The following is a 2,218-nucleotide window of genomic DNA, read 5'->3' on the forward strand; positions in this document are numbered from 1 at the left end:
GCCTACCACCCCAGCCACGACCAGATATTCAGCCGCAGCCAGTCGAACAGGCTATGCGTCCAGATCCACACCAGCTTGCGCTCGCCCACGTGTACCTTGGCGACGCCATCCATGCCGGGGCGCAGTGTCGGGTTGCGCGTGGCCAGCACGCCTTCTACCCGGAACACGTTTTTGCCATCGCGCGCCTGCGCCACCGACGTTACCAGCGATACGCTAAAAGGCTGGCGCTCGCCCGGCATGGCGGTCACCATCAGCTGGCCCTGCTGCCCTACCCTGATTTCGTCGATATCGGCTTCTTCCACGTACAGAATCACGCGGTAGGAATCCAGCGGCGCAATCTCGAACAGGGTCTGGCCTTTCTTCACGGCGCCACCGAGCTGCTGCGACAAATCACCCGTCACGATAAAACCGGCAAACGGGGCGCGAATGCGCGAGCGCTCCAGCATGCTTTGCGACAGCGCCTGCTGCGCCTGGGCTTGCTCGGACTGGGCAATGGAAATCTGTATCTGCGACAGGTCGCTTTGCGCCTGCGCGTCTTGCAGCTGGTTCTGATACTGCGACTGGGTACTACGCCATTTGCTGGCTTCCAGCTGCAGGTCGCGGTCGTCCAGCTGCGCCAGCAGGCCACCCGCCGGCACCACTTGGCCGGCGCGCTTGTAGGCCTGCGCCACAAAGCCGTCAAACGGTGCCACGATGGTGCGCTTTACCGCGCCCTCCAGCTCGGACTGCGCACCGACACGGTAGTCGCCGGTGGCCAGGCCCAGAAACAGCCCCAGCGCCAGCAGCACGATGGCCGCCAGCTTGCGCCCGGCGTGCAGCGGGCCCAGCAGGCGGTCGCGCTCGGTTTTCAGTGCATCGGCTGCGCGGCGCCACCACGGGCGCTCGGCGTGGCGCTTGTCCAGCAACATGCGGCCAACAATGGGCGACAGCATGTGGGCCAGGTGGCTGGCCTCGTCCGGCAATAGCGGCTCGGCCCACTCGAACACAAACACGCCGTAGCGCTGTTTATCCAGATAAAACGGCACGCTCAGGATATGGTTGGCCGCAAAGCGCTCGGCCAGCGCGCGGTGCTCGCGGTCGATGCGCAAGCCCCCTGCCGGGCCAGCCTCGCCGGGCTGAAAGTAAAAAGCCTGCCCCTGGTCGGCGGCCTCGTTCATGGCCCGCGCCAGAAAAGCGGCCAGGTCTTGCCGCCCGGCAAACTCGGCAGAATGGGACAAGGCCTGCAGCTTGACGGTCATGCGCTGGGCAAAGCCTACCGATACGCGGTCGCAGCCCAGCGCCACGGCCATATCGGTGACCACGGCATGGCTGGCGTCGTGGGCGGTGTTTTCACCCACCACAAGCATCAGCAAATCCAGTGATTTCAGCAGCCGCTCGGTAAAAGCGGCGTTGTCTGCCGTGACGCCTGCCGCGGCGGGCAGCAGCCAGCCCTGCCCCCACTTGAGCCAGGCCAGGCTTTCGCGGGTATAGGCTGCGGCCGGCATGGACACCGCCAGCACGCCGTGCAGCTGCTCGCCCGCCACAATAGGCAGCGCCAGCACCAGCACACCGTCCTGCACCTGCTGTAGTGGCAGGCGCATATCCAGCACACGCTCGCACAGGCTGGCTAGCAGCGGCGACACGCTGTCGGCCTTGGGCCAGAGCAAGGCCGGTGCGTAGGGGCCTTCATCCGGCACATCGGACAGCACAATGGCCAGCTCGGCCAAGGCCGGCAGGCCCTGGCGGCAGCACTGTAGCCAGGCTTGCCAGTAGGCGTGGTCGTTATACGGAGCATTGGCTAGCTGCAACCAGGCATCAGGCGCGCCGGTGGTGTGTGTGGTCATGTAGGCAAACGGCAAACGGCAGACAAAGAAAAGCCGCCAGCGGCAAGGCTGGCGGCGCGATGGGGTTTAGCCCAGTTTCAGCTCGCCGTAGCGTGCTTCGTACTCTTTCAGGCCCAGCTCCAGCATGGTGAGCAGGCGCTTGGCGGCGTACGGGTTCAGTACAACGCGGTTGCTCAGGGTCACTTGCACCTGTTTCTGGTCGCTCTGCCAGGCCTGGTTGGCACCGAACAGCACCATGATTTCTTCGCGGGTACCCAGCACATTGCACACGTTGGCGTAGCTGGTCACCATGCGGGAATCATCCCAGACGATTTGCGGCACGACGGCTTCGTTGTTCTCTTGTTGTTGGCTCATGTTCATTCCTTGCATCTAGCAATGGTTACGAAAAAACGTTG

2 protein-coding genes are annotated in these 2,218 nt (G+C 64.2%); both read right to left on the reverse strand.

Going from position 1 to position 2,218, the window contains the following annotated elements; translation table 11 throughout:
- Positions 1-2: 2 nt before the first annotated feature.
- Positions 3-1,823 carry an efflux RND transporter periplasmic adaptor subunit gene (locus tag FLQ44_RS07050; RefSeq protein ID WP_147693781.1) on the reverse strand — a complete coding sequence of 607 codons (1,821 nt, stop codon included), beginning with the start codon at positions 1,821-1,823 and terminating at the stop codon, positions 3-5.
- Positions 1,824-1,889: 66 nt separating this feature from the next.
- Positions 1,890-2,177, reverse strand: coding sequence for a DUF3467 domain-containing protein (locus FLQ44_RS07055; protein ID WP_206208714.1), 288 nt, complete (start codon positions 2,175-2,177; stop codon positions 1,890-1,892).
- Positions 2,178-2,218 lie beyond the last annotated feature (41 nt).

The organism is Vogesella mureinivorans, assembly GCF_007644035.1.
GTDB classification, from domain to species: Bacteria; Pseudomonadota; Gammaproteobacteria; order Burkholderiales; family Chromobacteriaceae; genus Vogesella; species Vogesella mureinivorans.